This window comes from Paenibacillus anseongensis (assembly GCF_009757995.1).
GTDB lineage: Bacteria > Bacillota > Bacilli > Paenibacillales > NBRC-103111 > Paenibacillus_E > Paenibacillus_E chondroitinus.
Map to the genome: position 1 here is coordinate 373656 of NZ_WSEM01000004.1, position 16659 is coordinate 390314.

14 protein-coding genes are annotated in these 16659 nt (G+C 31.6%); all 14 read left to right on the top strand.

Translation table 11 applies throughout. The annotated features are described in order from the left end of the window. The first annotated feature begins 9 nt into the window (after window positions 1–9). The 14 genes from GON05_RS03685 to rfbB all read left to right on the top strand — a co-directional run bounded on the left by GON05_RS03685 (window position 10) and on the right by rfbB (window position 16659). Window positions 10–1341 carry a protein kinase gene (locus GON05_RS03685; RefSeq protein ID WP_181646628.1) on the top strand — a complete coding sequence of 444 codons (1332 nt, stop codon included), beginning with the start codon at window positions 10–12 and terminating at the stop codon, window positions 1339–1341. Between the two features lie 202 nt (window positions 1342–1543). Beyond that, window positions 1544–3949 (top strand): glycosyltransferase family 4 protein, encoded by a 2406-nt coding sequence (locus GON05_RS39190; protein ID WP_246238785.1) that lies wholly within the window; start codon window positions 1544–1546, stop codon window positions 3947–3949. Between the two features lie 17 nt (window positions 3950–3966). Then, window positions 3967–4938, top strand: coding sequence for a GDP-mannose 4,6-dehydratase (gmd, locus tag GON05_RS03695; RefSeq protein ID WP_157318058.1), 972 nt, complete (start codon window positions 3967–3969; stop codon window positions 4936–4938). A 10-nt stretch (window positions 4939–4948) separates the two neighbouring features. Continuing rightward, window positions 4949–5905 (top strand): GDP-mannose 4,6-dehydratase, encoded by a 957-nt coding sequence (locus GON05_RS03700; RefSeq protein ID WP_157317865.1) that lies wholly within the window; start codon window positions 4949–4951, stop codon window positions 5903–5905. A 5-nt stretch (window positions 5906–5910) separates the two neighbouring features. Further along, entirely contained in the window at window positions 5911–7281 is a 1371-nt protein-coding gene (locus GON05_RS03705; protein ID WP_157317866.1) for a sugar phosphate nucleotidyltransferase, read from the top strand. A 51-nt stretch (window positions 7282–7332) separates the two neighbouring features. Next, window positions 7333–8760: an MBOAT family O-acyltransferase gene (locus GON05_RS03710; RefSeq protein ID WP_157318059.1), complete on the top strand. Its 1428-nt coding sequence runs from the start codon at window positions 7333–7335 to the stop codon at window positions 8758–8760. Between the two features lie 100 nt (window positions 8761–8860). Then, the gene (locus GON05_RS03715) at window positions 8861–10582 is read left to right on the top strand and encodes an alginate O-acetyltransferase AlgX-related protein (RefSeq protein ID WP_157317867.1); all 1722 of its coding nucleotides are present in this window, start codon (window positions 8861–8863) and stop codon (window positions 10580–10582) included. Window positions 10583–10635: 53 nt separating this feature from the next. Further along, window positions 10636–12816, top strand: a complete 2181-nt coding sequence (locus tag GON05_RS03720; protein WP_157317868.1) for a hypothetical protein — start codon at window positions 10636–10638, stop codon at window positions 12814–12816. Between the two features lie 42 nt (window positions 12817–12858). Next, the gene (locus GON05_RS03725) at window positions 12859–13569 is read left to right on the top strand and encodes a glycosyltransferase family 2 protein (RefSeq protein ID WP_157317869.1); all 711 of its coding nucleotides are present in this window, start codon (window positions 12859–12861) and stop codon (window positions 13567–13569) included. Between the two features lie 3 nt (window positions 13570–13572). Then, a complete protein-coding gene (locus GON05_RS03730) occupies window positions 13573–13977 on the top strand; it encodes a DUF2304 domain-containing protein (protein ID WP_157317870.1) in 405 nt (134 codons plus the stop codon). Then, window positions 13970–14302 (top strand): DMT family transporter, encoded by a 333-nt coding sequence (locus GON05_RS03735; RefSeq protein WP_157317871.1) that lies wholly within the window; start codon window positions 13970–13972, stop codon window positions 14300–14302. The genes GON05_RS03730 and GON05_RS03735 overlap by 8 nt, the downstream gene beginning before the upstream one ends. Before the next feature lie 18 nt (window positions 14303–14320). Then, window positions 14321–15064: a sugar phosphate nucleotidyltransferase gene (locus GON05_RS03740; RefSeq protein WP_157317872.1), complete on the top strand. Its 744-nt coding sequence runs from the start codon at window positions 14321–14323 to the stop codon at window positions 15062–15064. A gap of 14 nt (window positions 15065–15078) precedes the next feature. Next, window positions 15079–15624 carry a dTDP-4-dehydrorhamnose 3,5-epimerase gene (gene rfbC / locus GON05_RS03745; protein ID WP_157317873.1) on the top strand — a complete coding sequence of 182 codons (546 nt, stop codon included), beginning with the start codon at window positions 15079–15081 and terminating at the stop codon, window positions 15622–15624. An 18-nt stretch (window positions 15625–15642) separates the two neighbouring features. After that, a complete protein-coding gene (rfbB, locus tag GON05_RS03750; protein WP_157317874.1) occupies window positions 15643–16659 on the top strand; it encodes a dTDP-glucose 4,6-dehydratase in 1017 nt (338 codons plus the stop codon).

The following is a 16659-nucleotide window of genomic DNA, read 5'->3' on the forward strand; positions in this document are numbered from 1 at the left end:
TTCATAAGAATGAATTTTAATCTACCGATGATGATAAACAAAAAGCTTGAGTATAATGTTAATTCCGAAAGAGTCTATTGTTCAGATACTTGTCTTTATAAAACAAAAGAATATTTAGCCTTTCATTTGTCTGGATTAGGTGGAAGTAGTAATCATCTCGATTTGCCACTAATTACAGTGCAAAATACATTTGTAAAGAAAAAAAATAATTCAAAAAGAAAATGTAATCATCTTACATATAACTATGAAATACTTCCCAATACTCAGTTTGAGATATTTGAAAATTTAAGATCCGATCCAATCCCTGGTCTTTTATATATTCAAGACCAATGTTCTTGTTCTTATGAAACAGAATATTTTAGCGGAGACCTTGCTTACTGTGAATCTTTACCTATAACTGAATACTATCTTAGAAATTTTCATTGTAAAGAAGATTGGAATAATGAATCTCTTATAGAATTTGTTTGTCAAACTTCTAGAGTATTGGTAGAGCTTCAAAAAAGAAGTCTAATTCACGGAGATGTTGCTGCACATAATTTTTTGATTAATGATAGAAATGAAATAAAGCTTATTGATTTGGACAATTTTTATTTCGGCAATGACGAAATGATAGTTCAAGAAATTTGCGCTTATGTGTTATATACTGTTTTCCCAATTATGTTATCTTTCAAAGAATTCTCAAGTGCTGAAATTGTTGTTTCAAATTTCTTTGATGCATTGTTTAATAATAGTAACGTAAGAAACAACTGGCCAGAGGTATTGATATCGTTTATTGATAAAAATGATGGTGATAATATTTCTGATTTTAATAAATATTCAATTATAATGCGAGCATATTTATATAATTTAAAAATCCTTAAAGAGAATTATCAAAATAATGTTTCACTTTCAAATAGAACACAGCAATTACAAACAGAATTGTTAGAAGCAATCCGTGTGAAAAATAATTATAGTCAGGAGTTAACAGAAACTCACAACAAGCAATTAAATGAAATAAATATTTACGTCAATTCACTTGAGACTCAATATAAAGAAAGTTCGACATATGCTAAGACTTTAGAAGAACAAGTGGCAGAGATGAAAAAATATATATTGTCACTAGAAACAAATTTAACTGAGACAAGATTCCATGCAAAAAAGTTAGAAGAACAAAACATCCATTTAGATCTTGAGTTGTCTGAAAAAAATATCAAGAATTCTGAACAAATTAAAACGTTAAATGAATGGAATAAGATAATAATTGAACAAAAAGCAAGCATAGATGAATTGAAAAAAACAGTTGAGGAAGAACAAGCAAAAATAGAGGAGTTAAACAAAAGAAAAAGAAAGTACCTTTTTTAACGTAACAAAATAAATCTGCAAAGGGTGTATTTTTATCAAAACGGCAGTTTTTACAATAGTATCAAAAAATTATATTGCATTTGCAAGAACATTAATAGAATCTGTAAAAAAACATCATCCAGAATGGGAGCCATTTGTTTTACTAGTTGATGAGATAGATAATAAAATTAACCCGGAATTTGAACAATTTAGTCTCATATCTATGAATGAAATAAATTTACCTGACTTTAATAAATTTATATTTAGATACACAATATTAGAGTTAAATACTGCTGTTAAACCATGGATGTTCTCTTGGTTATTTAATGAAAAAAATTATGATCACGTTTTTTATATTGACCCAGATATTTATTTGTATGACAGGTTAGCAGAGGTAGAGGAGGCGCTAATTGAAGGGAACCTGATGGTATTAACGCCTCACTTAACTGGCTTCTTAAATGATGATAAAAAGCCAAGTGAACAAAATATATTACAAGCAGGAACATATAATCTAGGTTTTTTAGCCGTATCGAAACAAAAGGAAACTAATATTTTTCTGAATTGGTGGAAGAGTAAATTAGAATTCGATTGTACAGTTGATATTGCAAATGGTTTATTCGTTGATCAAAAATGGATGGATCTTGTTCCTGGCTTTTTTCCAAGAGTTAAAATATTGCATCACCCCGGGTATAATGTTGCATATTGGAACTTAAACCATAGAAATGTTAAGTATATTAATGATTCATATCATGTTAACGAAGAAAGACTCGTTTTTTTTCATTTTAGTGGTGTAAATCCATCCAATCCTTCTTCTTTATCAAAACATCAGGATCGACTTACTTTAAAAAATATAGGTGATGCCGCGGCACTAGTTAAAAGATATGCCGATGATGTACTTAAGAACGATCATGAAAATACAAAGATGATGAAATATTATTATGCAAATTTTAGTGATGGAATATCCATTAATGATTTTGTTAGAATTTCATATAGGAACAATGAAGAAATTCAAAAACACTGTGGCCAAAACCCATTCATACAATCAGGGTATTTTTTAACAACTCAAGCTAGGTTTGAAGATAGATCAAGTAAGTTACCTCTAATTACACATATCATGTATTCGTTGTGGCTTTCTAGAAAAGATTTACAAAGTGTATTTTCAGATATATGGAATAAAGATCGAATGATGTTTTGTCAATGGTTCGTAGATAGCGCACAAAGAGAGTATAATTTTACGGAAGCTTATACAGAACCTGTTCTAAAATCTCTTGTCCAATTAGACAGTAGAACAGTAATAACAGAAAAAGAAGTTCAGCCAATTATTACAAATAATACTAAGGCATATGTTTCTCGTAAATTATATCATACGGCTCTTAGATTAAAGCCTCTAATTTTAAAAGTTGCACCAAAATCAAGCAAAAATAAGCTTAAGATGATAAAAGAAAAATTACAAAAAAACGCTTATTCTGCATCCACAATTGTAAGTACTGAATCGGCTCCTGCTAAGGTTGAAAGCCCGCAATTTATACAGGGGATTAATTTGATAGGATATTCGCGTTCTCAAACAGGTGTGGGTGAATCATGTCGCTTGGCCGCGCGGGCTCTAGATAATTATGGTTTACCTTTTGGAGTTCTGAATTATAATGTTGGAAATCCTGCTAGCAATACTGATATAACTTGGATTAATAAAGAAATAGAAAAGCCCATTTATAATGTCAATATCCTACATATTAACGCCGACCAGATCCCAATAGCTTTTGACTATTTAGGCAATGAAGTTTTCTCAGGGAAATATAATATTGGTTATTGGCACTGGGAGTTACCAGACTTCCCTGATGAATGGAAAAGTAGTTTTCAATATTTAAATGAAATTTGGGTTCCTTCTCGATTTATTATGGATTCAGTGTCAAAAAAATCACCAATTCCTGTAGTTAGAATCCCTCATGGTATTCAAGTTACAATACAAGAGCAAATTAGCAGAGAAGAATTTAACTTACCTTCTAATACATTCTTATTTTTAACAATGTACGATGTATATTCTTTTCAGGAACGAAAAAATCCGAATGCAGTCATTGAAGCATTTAAAAAGAGTTTCAGCGGTGATAATATTTCTGCAGGTTTAGTTATTAAAGTAAATCATTCTTCAAATAACCAAGATGAAGTTCAACAGTTACAAGAGTTAATTAAAGGGTACGATAATATTTATCTAGTTGCTGAAACAATGTCACGAGACAGAGTAAACTCCCTCATAAATTGTTGTGACTGTTTCATATCGTTACATCGTTCCGAAGGTTTTGGACTGGGCTTAGCAGAAGCAATGTATCTAGGTAAAGCTGTTATTGGAACAAATTGGTCGGCGAATACTGATTTTATGACTGAAAAAAATTCATGTGTAGTTGATTATAAATTAGTTCAACTAGGTCAGGATTATGGGCCATATAAATCATATCAGCACTGGGCAGATCCTGATATTGATCATGCTTCATATTTTATGAAAAAGTTGGTTGGAGACGAGAACTTCTATCGTGATATTTCTAAAAAAGGTGAATTTACAATAAAAACGGAGTTCTCTCCAAAAGCGGTTGGTAAACAAGTAAAAGAAAGATTACAGCATTTAGGATTATATTAAAAGATGGGGTGTCATTTTTGAAAAGCGCATTAATTACAGGTATAACAGGACAAGATGGTGCATATTTAGCTCAGCTATTGCTAAATAAAGGATATAAAGTGTATGGTTTTATTGCAAGAAGAAGTACAGATACACAATGGAGATTGCAATATTTAGGGATACAAAATGAAGTTCAATTAATTGAAGGAGATCTCACAGATCTCTCCTCGATAATGAGAGCCATTCAAATTGCGAATCCACAAGAAGTATATAACTTAGCAGCACAAAGTTTTGTTGGAACTTCATGGGAACAACCAATCACAACAGCTCAAATAACAGGAGTAGGGGTTCTAAATGTACTTGAAGCTATTAGGTTAATTGATTCATCTATTAAATTTTATCAAGCTTCTACCAGTGAGATGTTTGGTTTGATTCAAGAACCGATGCAATCTGAAAAAACTCCTTTTTATCCAAGAAGCCCTTATGGAGTAGCTAAACTTTATGGTCATTGGATTACTGTTAATTACCGCGAGAGTTTTAATATTTTTGGATGTAGCGGTATTTTATTCAATCATGAGTCGCCATTGCGTGGTATTGAATTCGTGACTAGAAAAGTAACTGATGCAGTGGCAAGAATTAAATTAGGAAAACAAAAGGAACTCCGCCTAGGGAATATTGATGCACAAAGGGATTGGGGTTTCGCAGGGGATTATGTTGATGCTATGTGGAGAATGCTTCAACAAGAACTACCTGATGATTATGTTATTGCAACAGGCAAAACAACAACTGTAAGAGATATGTGCAAAATCGCTTTTACATTTGTAGGTCTTAATTACGAAAATCATGTGGTAATTGATCCAAAATTTTACCGGCCTGCCGAAGTTGATATTTTATTGGGTAATCCTGGAAAAGCCAAGGAGCACTTGAATTGGGAGCCTGAAACAAATCTTGAAAATTTAATTCATATGATGGTTGAGGCCGATTTAATTCGAGTAAGAAAAGAAAGCTAAGGAGTTTTTAATGAGAGTACTAATAACGGGATCAGGTGGTTTTGTTGGGTCTCATTTAACACAAAAATTGTTAGATGAGGGATATGAGGTTATAGCAGGATCAACCGTTTTGACTGAAAAAAAATCAAAATCTAATTTGAAGAAAGTATACCTGAATGTAAATGATAAAGATTCAATAGAAGAAGTATTGAGAAAATATAATCCAGAAGGAATCATTAATCTAGCAGCGCAGTCTTCAGTGGCAAAAAGTTGGGAAATTCCAGAAGAAACTCTTTTAGTGAATGTACTTGGGACCCTAAACATAATAAATTCAATGTGTAAGAATACACCATATGCAAAGTTTATTAATATTGGTTCAAGTGAAGAGTATGGATTAACAGCAAAAAATGGTGAATATTTAACTGAAATTATGCCATGTTTACCACAAAATCCATATGCTACTAGTAAGTTGTCAGCAGGCCAACTTGCTTTACAGAGTGCAAAAAAACATGGATTAAATATTCTACATGTTAGAGCTTTTAATCATTTTGGACCTGGACAAAGATTGGGATTTGTTGTAAGTGATTTCGCTTCCCAAATTGTGAATATTGAAAAAGGTAAGTCCCCTTCAGTAATAAATGTTGGGGATTTAAGTGCTCAAAGAGATTTTCTTTATATAAAAGATCTAGTGAATGCGTATACTCTGCTTCTTGAATCTAAGAAATTAGATCTGGGTATAGTTAACGTCTGTTCAGGAGTACCCCGAAAGATTGAGGACATACTCAAGTATATGATTACCCAATCAAAACGAGAAATTACTGTTAACTTGGATTCTACTAAACTTAGACCTTCAGATGTACCATTTTTTGTAGGCTCAAATGGAAAAATTAAGGAGACGGTCGAGTGGGAATCGACAGTTGAGTTTAATGATGGACTTGAATTAACGATTGAATGGTGGCGTCAAAATCTTCTGTACGAAAAAGGATGATGAATTTGAAGTTAATATTATTATCAGGGGGATCTGGCAAAAGATTATGGCCTTTATCAAATGACTCGCGTTCCAAACAATTTCTTAAGTTGCTAAAAAATGAGCGGAATATGGAAGAATCGATGATTCAGCGAGTTTGGAAGCAATTAAAGAAAGTTGATTTAGATAAAAGAACAATAATCACAACCAATAAATCTCAATATGATATGATTTTAAATCAGTTAGATGAAGAGATTAACATTGTAATAGAACCTAATAGAAGAGATACTTTTCCAGCTATTGCGTTAGCTGCGACATATCTATTCTCAGAACAAAATTCTGATTTGAATGAAGTAGTCTGTGTGCTACCAGTAGATCCATTTGTGGAGGATCACTTTTTCGATAAGATTAAAGATTTTGAACAAGTACTAACCACATCAGGTGCTGATATAGCATTAATTGGGGTTCAACCAACAAATCCTTCTGAAAGTTATGGTTATATTGTCCCAGCAAGAAATGAAAGTGTTAATAGTAATTATGTGCGTGTTAGTCATTTTAAGGAAAAACCAACAACTGAAGAAGCAAAAAATTTAATCTCAATGCAGCAAGCTTTTTGGAATTGCGGTGTTTTTGGTTTCAAACTAGGCTATTTGATAAATGTCCTTAGAAATAATGAACTGCCTACAAACTATATGGAATTATTGGAGAGTTATAGCAAATTACCGAAAATAAGTTTTGACTATAAAGTTGTTGAAAATGCAACGAAAATAGTAATGGTACCATATAAAGGCTATTGGAAAGATTTAGGTACTTGGGATACATTAACTGGAGAAATGTCGACTGATGTACTTGGGAAGGGGATTATTAGCGAAGATTCCCAAAATTCTAATATTATTAGCGAACTAGATATCCCAGTTGCGATCTTAGGAGTATCAAATATTGTGGTTGCTGTTAGTTCTGACGGGATTTTGGTTAGTGATAAGAATAAAAGTCCAATGATAAAAAGTTTAGTAACTTCAATTGAAAATAGACCTATGTATGAAGAAAGAAGATGGGGGTGGTATAGAGTACTTGATTATACAAAACAAGATAATAAAGAATCAGAAATATTGACAAGAAGAATATGCATCAAAGAAGGAAAAAACCTTAGTTATCAATATCATTTAAGACGATCTGAAACTTGGAATTTTATTAGTGGCAAAGGCGAGGTCGTTTTAGATGGAAAACGCTTATTTGTTAATTCGGGGGATGTAATTAAAATAAATAGTGGAATGAAACATGCCTTAAAAGCAATCACAGAATTAGAGTTTATAGAAGTTCAAATAGGCACTGAATTAATTAACGAGGATATAATTAGAATAAACAATAACTGGGAAGATATTTTGTCAGAAATTTAAAGAATTAAAATTAAGGGATTTTTTATCTAATTTAAAATTAGGGTGACAATAATGGTATTTAGTAGTCCAATTTTTATTTTTCTATTTTTACCTTTAGTTCTATTATTATATTTTCTTATAAGAGTTCAGCTGCGGAACATTTTACTGTTGTTAGTTAGTTTGTTTTTTTATGCATGGGGTGAACCAAGAGCCGTAATTTTAATGGTTTTTTCAATATTACTGAATTATTGTTTTGCAATATTAATTGAACAAAATAATAAAAAAATAAAGCTAAGTAAAATATTATTAGCTGTTGCAATCGTTATTAATTTATCATTTTTAGTATATTATAAGTATATTAATTTTATCTTAGATAATCTTAATAATTTATTAGCAATTTTTAATACACAGCCAATTGTAGTAAATGAAATATCTTTACCTATTGGAATCTCATTTTTCACCTTTCATGTAATCTCTTACATTGTTGATGCGTATAAAGGAAAAATTCCAGTTCAGAAAAATCCTCTTTTACTTGGATTATATGTATCTTTCTTTCCACAACTTGTTGCTGGCCCGATAGTACGTTATCATGATATTGCAAATCAACTTACTGATAGGACCATTGATATAAATGGAGTTGCTTACGGTTCGAAGAGATTTATAATAGGACTAGGGAAAAAAGTATTAATTTCTAATCCTCTCGCATTAGTCGCTGATCAAATCTTTGCGTTAAATAATGGTGAACTATCGACACCAATTGCCTGGTTAGGTATTATTTGTTATACACTTCAAATTTATTTCGATTTCTCAGGATATTCTGATATGGCTATAGGACTAGGAAGGATCTTTGGATTTAAATTCTTAGAGAATTTTAATTATCCATATATTTCATCTTCTATTCAAGAATTTTGGAGAAGGTGGCATATTTCTCTTTCCACGTGGTTCAGGGATTATTTATATATTCCTTTAGGTGGAAACAGGGTAGGGAAAATTAGGTTTTATGCTAATTTATTGATTGTATGGCTTGCTACAGGTATTTGGCATGGTGCTAGTTGGAATTTTATTGTTTGGGGTTTATTTCACGGTTTCTTTATAATTATTGAGCGTTTACCCAGAATAAAAAGAATTCTTGACTTACTATGGAGGCCATTTAAACATTCATATACACTTCTAATCGTGATTATAGGTTGGGTTTTCTTTAGATCTGAAAATCTAAGCTTTGCATTACAATATCTTAAAATGATGTTTATTGGGCATTCATCGGGAAAAATACACTTAAGTGTAATAACATACCTAAATAACGAAGTTTTCTTAGCTTTATTTATTGGAATAACAGCTTCTACTCCGATTATATTAAAACTTAATAATTTTACAAAATCCAAAGCGACTAACTATGGAATTTATGTAATTAAGTTAGTTGGTTTGGTTTCAATATTCATATTAACGGTTATGTCATTAGCTAGTAATACTTATAACCCTTTTATTTATTTCAGATTTTAAAACTAAATATTGTAATTCGAGTAAAGTTTTATTAGCTAAATTCATTTTGTTCATATTCTGCTGATTAACCCGTTAACTTAAAAAAGTTAGGATTGAGAGAATGTCTAAACGACTTATATTAATTTTATGTTCACTTTTTCTCATGTTTTTTTTCTTCATTAGCTTAAATATAAGTGGAAAGATTACATCAAATGAAAAAATAAATTTACTGGCTGAAATTAAGACCTCAACCGATGATACATACCAGTTATTCTACGATACTGGCAAAGGTTATAATGAGTCTGATTCAATTCCATATTTTGTTTCAGGATCTTCTGAGTTTCAACAGATTAAATTTATACTACCTGTAGCTGATATTGTAAGTTTAAGATTGGATTTTGGTTCTAAAATTTCTGAAATTCAGATCAAAGCAATATACCTTCAAAATGCTAGGAATAAAACAAATATTACTGATGAATTTGATTTGAAACATGATATTGGTTCTTATTCTACTAATAATGGATTAATTACATTTACTTCAATTGGTACAGATCCATTTATTAATACTAAAGATATTTCTAAAAGTTTTTATAGTTTAAAAAATAAAAGTAGTATATATATATTAAATATAGTGATATCCCTCTTTTTTACAATTGTGTTTTTTTTCCTTCTGAAAACTAATTCTATTCATATTGCTAATCTTATTAATTTTTTGAAAAATAACCTCCAATCAACCATATTAATTGTTACATTCATTTTGTTGATATTTATTCCTCTTTTTAGCAATATTCTGCCAAAGAAACAATTAGTTTCTAATAATGAAAATAGAGTCCTTGCATCTAAGCCCGAGCTCACATTTAAAAATATTAATACATTTCCAAAAGAATTTGAAAAATATTTTAATGATAATTTTGCAATGCGTAATCAATTATTAACACTTAATAATTATATTAAAGTAAAAACACTTCAAATTTCCCCGAATCCTTTAGTTGTTCTTGGTAAAAATGATTGGTTATTTTATACAGGAGATAATGCGCCAGAATCTATGGATGATTATCGAGGAATTGTTCGTTTTACAGACAGTGAATTAAACACAATTAAGAGTAATCTTGAAACGAGAAAAAAATGGTTAAATCAAAAAGGTATTACTTACTTATTGTGTATTGCACCAAATAAGCAGACGATATATCCAGAATATTTACCAAATAATATTAGAAAAATTAATGATGAAACAAGAATGGATCAGCTCATTAATTATTTGGAAAAAAATTCAAATATTGATGTGTTAGATTTAAGAAAAACGTTATTTGAAAATAAGTCAGGTGATATGCTTTACTATAAAACTGACACTCATTGGAATGAATATGGAGCTTATTATGGTTATCAGGAAATAATGAAAAGTTTAAATTCTATTTATCCCAATTTGAAGCCTATACCTATATCAAGCTTCTCAATAGATAAGAGTTCTGGTTTAGGAGGAGATATTTCAAATATGTTAGGTATGAAAGCTGAGTATGTGGATAGTTATATTCATTTACAACCTAAATTTAATACTCATGTAACCGATTTAAAAGTTGATAATAATATGTACCCAAATCCAGAGCAACTAGTCACAAAACAAATAAATGATGAAAAACTACCCAAATTGATAATGTTCAGAGATTCTTTTTCTACTTCCATGATTCCGTTGCTATCGTTGCATTTTAATAAGAGTATATATATATGGGATCATAAGTTTAATGGCAATATTATTGAAAGGGAAAAACCGAATATTGTAATTGATGAAACAGTAGAAAGATTACTTCCAACCTTATTACTTCCAAATTCAATTGAAGTAAAATAACTTTGGAAATAAATTTTCAAAACAATCAATTGAAACTTGAGGGAGAACAATAGATGACAAGAGATCTGAATAACCGCATTAATTTTTTTATAATAGTAGGGATATTTTTAGTGAGTGTGATTATCAGGTTTTATTTAAGTCAATTAACCGCAGCTCCCATTGTTTTTGGTGACGAATTACTTTGGAGTAAATTAGCTGAATCCTTTCATAATCAATTGAATACAGATTTCAGAGGAAACTATTTCATTACTCAAAATATACTATACCCAATAATAATATCAGTTGCATACTTTTTTAATGATTCTTCTATGATTTACTTAACTATTAAGTTGATAAATTGCTTTTTAATGTCTGCGGTTGTTTTTCCTATTTTTTTACTTTCAAGACGTATATTTGATAATAGATGGTTAGTTTTCTTTTTAGTAATTATTTCAGTTTCTATACCGGAGATGTTTCAAACAGCACTTATTATGCAAGAATCCCTTTTTTATCTTATTATTGTTGTAACAATTTACTTTATTTTCATTGAATTTGAAAACCCATCTAATTTCTCAACAACCACTTGGAATCTATTCATATCATTTTTATTGTTTTTATGTTATTTTACCAAGGCAATAGGTCTAGCATTATTTTTAAGTTATTTACTTTATACAATACTAAGTTATTTTATATTTAAGCGTAATAAATTAAAGGAAGTTGCCTTAAAGGTTTTGTATATTTCTATTAGCTTTGCTTCTTATTACTATTTGACTAAGCTTTCAATTGAATTTGTTAATGGATTTCCAGATATAAGTGATCTATATATGCAAAAGTTTCATTTTCAGTTCAATATTGATTTTTTATTGAAAGCTGCATCTGGATTAGTACTAATCTCCTTTTACACCATTATAGCGTTTATGATTCTGCCAGTGATTGTCTCAATTTCTAGTATATCAAAACAACACTCGGCCATTAACCAATTAAGTATTTTTATATTATTGAGTACTATAATATCAATTGTCATTATGGATTTTATGATATTTGTGCTTGAAACATCGAGTATTTATGAGATAAGAGTTCATATTCGATATTTGTTTGTTTATTTTATCTTCTACTTAATCGCTTGTGCCTACCAGTTATATAATAAAAATGAAAATTTAGTAAACCTATTCTTTATTGTACTAAGTGTACTTTTTGCAGCATTATCATCTTTTATTCTAGAGAAATATAAGCTTGTAAATGCTATGCTATATGTTGATGCTATGATGCTCTCTTATTTTAATCTTTATTATAAATATGACGTTTTCAAATTACTATTTAACATTGGAATCATAATAAGCCTTACTATATTTGTTTATTGGCAGATAAAAAGGAAATTTCGACAAACTTTAATTTTTACTCTTGCATCCGTTTTTATTATTTCATTAATAGGTAATTTTACTATGTATTCGTTATATTCTTCGAATTATAAAAACATTGGGAGTGGTTTTGGTAGTAATGAGCTCAGAAAAGAAATTAATTCTATCTCTAATTTCTTAAATGAAAAGAATAAGGAAAAGAGTGTTAAAGTATTACTCATGCCACGTACTGAAGCAAAAATGGATGGTGGGGATGGTTTTCGAATTGATAGTCTAGAAAGCATGCTTAATGTGAATTACAGCTTTCTGCCTTTTTTAGAGGGGCTCAATGCTCCGTTTACAGACGGGGTGTTCAATCTTGAAAATTTTTATCCGTTCGGCTACAAATATACTAACTCTCCTAAAGTTCCAATTGGGAAAATTGACTACGTAATTACAACTGTAGAAAATGTGATCTTTGAACACTTAAATCTTGTATCCATTGATGGTGTTGGTAAATTTTACAGAGTATATAAAGTCGATAACGAGAATGGGACATTCGCAGTTGCTCAAATGATAATAAATAGACACGTGGATTTATGGAATGACGGTATTGTTAAAATTCGGATTTATTCAAATAAGCAACAAATTAATGTAGATCTTAATTTAAATGCAACAGATAATCCGACTAACCCAACAATTAAAATTAGTGATAGCACTGGTCATTTAGAATCTACAATAGTAAAAAAAACGGGTAGCATTTATAGTTTTGAAGCAAATAAGAACCAACAGGATCAGTTTTTTGAAATTTCAATTGAAAGTAATGATTCATTCGTGCCCAAAACGATAATACCTAATTCGGTCGATACAAGAGAACTTTCATTCAGATTACTCGATGTTGAAATAAAGAAGGATTAAGATATAATAGTCAAAATTTGCAGAATTGGAGGGAGATATATTTTGAGGACACTAATTATAATTCCTGCTTATAATGAAGAGAAAAACATTGGAGATTTACTTCACAAAATTTTAGAAACTGAATTAGATAATTTCGATATTCTTGTAATAAACGATAAGTCTTTGGATAGTACTTCAGAGATATGTTCACATTTCAATGTTAAAGTGATAGACCTTCCGTGTAATTTAGGTATTGGTGGGGCCGTTCAGACAGGATATAAATATGCACGAAAATATGGTTATCAAATTGCGATACAAGTTGACGGGGATGGACAACATGACCCAAACTATTTGAAAACAATTATTGAGTTATTGCAAAGTAAAAAGGCAGACATGATTATTGGGTCAAGGTATATAGAAAAGCAAGGATTTCAATCGAGTGTTTTAAGAAGGGTGGGTATAAGATACTTCAGTAAATTAATTAAGTTGTTAATTAAGGAGAAAATTACAGACCCAACTTCAGGTTATAGGGGGTGTAATTCGAATGTAATTGAAATATTGTCACAGTATTATCCATCCGATTACCCAGAACCTGAGTCAATTGTCTATTTAAAGAGAAATGGATTCAAGATTATGGAGATTCCAGTTAAAATGAATGAAAGATTAGGCGGAGTCTCCTCAATTCGATCTTTCAGAACATTATATTATATGATTAAGGTTTCATTGGCTATAATTATTGATGTTTTAAGAAAATCTCCTCAAAAGGAGTTCTAAGAAATGATTTCATTTAAGCTTCAGCTATTTTTAATAGTATTTTGTTTTATATGTTTCATGATGTTTTTAAATCTGATAATCAAATTTAAATTAGATCTAAAGTATTCATTATTATGGTTTTTACTTATAATAATCACAATTAGTTTGGCAGTCTTTCCAAATTTGGCAGAACAGGTTGCTCATTTTATAGGTATTGAAACTCCAGTTAATGCTATCTTCCTCTTTGGGATACTTCTAACACTTATCATTATGTTTAGCCTTACTCGTACCTTATCAAATCATCAGAGTAAAATAAAAGAGATTTCTCAAGAACTTGGTGTTTTAAAACTTGAGGTACTTGAATTAAAAAATCAACAACTTAAGACTAATTATCATCTTAATAATGAAAAGGTTAATGAAAATGAATAATATATTACTTCTTGCTCTTAATATAATTTTTCTAGTGTCAGGACAAACTTTGTGGAAAATGGCATCCTTAGGGATCAGTGGGAGTTTCTTGAGAATATTTTATACACCATATTTTTTAGCAGGTGGCATTTTGTATGTATTAGCTACGGGGATTTGGGTATATCTTTTGTCTAAATTGCCATTGAGTTATTTATATCCTTTGCAAAGTTTGGCATATGTATTAGGAACAATTATTGCTTGTGTAATTTTCAAAGAAGTTATTCCAGTAACAAGGTGGCTTGGCGTTTGTGTTATTATATTTGGAGCTTACTTAATTGCAAAATGATTATTTGGAGGAATAAAAATGAAAGGTATCATTCTGGCTGGAGGAACAGGCTCACGTCTGTTTCCATTAACAAAAGTAACAAACAAACACTTACTCCCTGTAGGTAAGTACCCGATGATTTTCCATTCAGTAGCTAAGCTCAAACAAGCAGACATCAACGACATTCTAATCGTTACTGGTAAAGATCATATGGGTGACGTAGTGAATCTTCTTGGCAGTGGGCGCGAAATGGGAGTAACCTTCACTTACAAAGTTCAGGATGAGGCTGGTGGCATTGCTCAAGCTCTAGATCTAGCTGAACATTTCGTTGGGGATGACCAAATGGTCGTGATTCTCGGAGATAATGTATTTGAAGAGAGCATCGTTCCATTTGTAAATAATTTTAGGGCTCAACGTAACGGTGCTAAAATTCTTATTCAAGAAGTTCAAGATCCTCAAAGATATGGGGTTCCTGAGCTAAATGGAGATAAAATTGTCTCAATTGAGGAAAAGCCAAAACGCCCAAAAAGTAATTTTGCAGTAACAGGAATCTATATGTATGATAGTTCCGTGTTTGGTATTGTTAAGACACTTAAGCCATCTGGCCGTGGTGAACTCGAAATTACTGATGTTAATAACGCATACATTGAAAAGAATGAACTGACTTATGATATCCTTCAAGGATGGTGGACGGATGCTGGCACACATGCCTCTTTAGCTAAAGCAAATGAATTGGCTAAAGACATGCTTTTTGGCGAAGAATTTGGGAAACTTAAATTATAAGAGGTGTTCATATCATGCAAGTCATAACTACTAAACTTGAAGGACTATACATTGTCGAGCCCGATGTCCATGGAGATAATCGTGGCTTTTTTATGGAAAGCTATAGCAGTCGAAAATTTGCTGAGCATGGAATTGATTTTCCATTTGTTCAAGATAACCATTCACTATCCGTTGAAACAGGCGTTGTACGTGGACTTCACTACCAGTTAAATCCTAAAGCGCAAACAAAGCTTGTTCGAGTAGCATCGGGAGCGATTTATGATGTTGCGGTGGACATTCGTAAAAACTCATCTACTTACGGGCAGTGGGTTGGGGTCATTCTAAGCGAAGACAACAAGCGACAACTACTTGTCCCACAAGGATTTGCACACGGTTTCTGTACGATTGTTCCGAATACCCAAGTGCTGTATAAAGTGGACGAGTACTATTCCCCAGAACATGACAGGGGTATACTTTGGAGCGATCCAGCGCTTGGCATTGATTGGCCTACATCTAAACCAATCCTTTCTGATAAAGATCAAAAACATCCGCTGCTTAAAGATGCGGAAATTAATTTTTAAGATAGGAGCCTTTCACAGATGAAAATACTCGTAACCGGCGGAGCTGGGTTCATCGGCAGCAACTTCGTTCATTATATGCTGGAACGTTATCCTAGCTATCAAATTATTAACTTGGATGCATTAACTTACGCAGGAAATCTTGAAAATCTCAGATCCATCCAAGAAAACAGCAATTATTCTTTCGTAAAAGGTGATATCACAGACTCGACGCTTATGAATAGCCTATTCGAACAAGGAGTAGATACTGTCGTTCATTTCGCCGCGGAATCACATGTGGATCGGAGTATCTTAGAGCCAGATGTTTTCGTGAAAACAAACGTTCTCGGCACGCAAGTGTTGCTTGAGGCGGCACGGAAATATGATGTTAAAAAATTCGTCCATGTTTCCACAGATGAAGTTTACGGTACTCTTGGAGAAACAGGTCTTTTCACTGAAGAAACCCCTCTAGCTCCAAACAGCCCATACTCAGCTAGTAAAGCAGGATCAGATCTTCTAGTTAGATCTTATCATGAGACTTTTGGTCTTCCTGTGAACATTACCCGTTGTTCTAATAACTATGGGCCTTATCAATTCCCAGAAAAGTTAATTCCATTAATGATTGCGAACGCTCTGAATGATAAATCTCTTCCTGTTTATGGAGACGGACTTAACATCCGTGACTGGTTGTATGTCGAGGATCATTGCAGCGCGATTGATTTAGTTTTACATAAAGGAATTAATGGCGAGGTTTATAATATTGGCGGAAATAATGAGAGAACAAATATTCAAATCGTGCAGACGATTCTTCGTGAACTGGGGAAACCAGAGTCATTAATTCAGTACGTTAAAGATCGTCCTGGACATGATCGCCGATACGGTATAGATGCAACTAAGATTACAAAAGAGCTAGGCTGGGAGCCTAAACATAATTTTGAGACTGGCATTCATGAAACGATTCGTTGGTACTTGGATTATCAGGACTGGTGGAAAAGAATTCAGACTGGTGAATACCAACAATATTTCGCCCAGCAATACGGCGAGCGCCTAGGAGTTTAG

Excerpts from the sequence above, each read along its gene's own strand:
- GON05_RS03685 (WP_181646628.1), top strand. The coding sequence starts at position 10 with ATGAATTTTAATCTACCGATGATGATAAACAAAAAGCTTGAGTATAAT.
- GON05_RS39190 (WP_246238785.1), top strand. The coding sequence starts at position 1,544 with ATGAATGAAATAAATTTACCTGACTTTAATAAATTTATATTTAGATAC.
- GON05_RS03700 (WP_157317865.1), top strand. The coding sequence starts at position 4,949 with ATGAGAGTACTAATAACGGGATCAGGTGGTTTTGTTGGGTCTCATTTA.
- GON05_RS03710 (WP_157318059.1), top strand. The coding sequence starts at position 7,333 with ATGGTATTTAGTAGTCCAATTTTTATTTTTCTATTTTTACCTTTAGTT.
- GON05_RS03715 (WP_157317867.1), top strand. The coding sequence starts at position 8,861 with ATGTCTAAACGACTTATATTAATTTTATGTTCACTTTTTCTCATGTTT.
- GON05_RS03720 (WP_157317868.1), top strand. The coding sequence starts at position 10,636 with ATGACAAGAGATCTGAATAACCGCATTAATTTTTTTATAATAGTAGGG.
- GON05_RS03730 (WP_157317870.1), top strand. The coding sequence starts at position 13,573 with ATGATTTCATTTAAGCTTCAGCTATTTTTAATAGTATTTTGTTTTATA.
- GON05_RS03735 (WP_157317871.1), top strand. The coding sequence starts at position 13,970 with ATGAATAATATATTACTTCTTGCTCTTAATATAATTTTTCTAGTGTCA.
- GON05_RS03740 (WP_157317872.1), top strand. The coding sequence starts at position 14,321 with ATGAAAGGTATCATTCTGGCTGGAGGAACAGGCTCACGTCTGTTTCCA.
- rfbC (WP_157317873.1), top strand. The coding sequence starts at position 15,079 with ATGCAAGTCATAACTACTAAACTTGAAGGACTATACATTGTCGAGCCC.
- rfbB (WP_157317874.1), top strand. The coding sequence starts at position 15,643 with ATGAAAATACTCGTAACCGGCGGAGCTGGGTTCATCGGCAGCAACTTC.